Annotated in this window: 1 protein-coding gene; it reads left to right on the top strand. The window is 66.1% G+C overall.

Going from position 1 to position 357, the window contains the following annotated elements:
- A partial coding sequence (locus AB4037_RS34720) for a hypothetical protein (protein ID WP_441774699.1) occupies positions 1–357 on the top strand: 357 nt, incomplete at both ends.

Below are 357 nucleotides of genomic sequence, written 5' to 3'. Positions count from 1 at the left end.
CAGCTCACTTCCATCCCCGGCCTGGTCGGCAACGTGACCTACAATGCGGCCGGGCAGTCGCTGGCGACCACCTACGCCAATGGGGTGACCAGCACGTCGGCCTATGACGCCACGCGGGGCTGGCTGAACAGCCTGACGGCGGCCAAGGGCGGCACGAACCTGCTGTCGCTGAACTACAGCCGGGCCGCCACCGGCCGGATCGATGCGGTCACGGCGCCGGGGGGAGCCTCCAGCGATGCCTGGACCTATGGCTATGACGAGCTGGACCAACTGACCTCGGCCAACAATGCCGGCAACGCCTCGTTCAACGAGACCTACAGCTATGACGATGCGGGCAACCTGACCTCGAAGACGGAT

The sequence above is a fragment of the Labrys sp. KB_33_2 genome, from assembly GCF_052114505.1.
In the GTDB taxonomy this organism is placed as follows: domain Bacteria; phylum Pseudomonadota; class Alphaproteobacteria; order Rhizobiales; family Labraceae; genus Labrys.
This window is presented reverse-complemented; position numbering and strand designations above follow the sequence as displayed.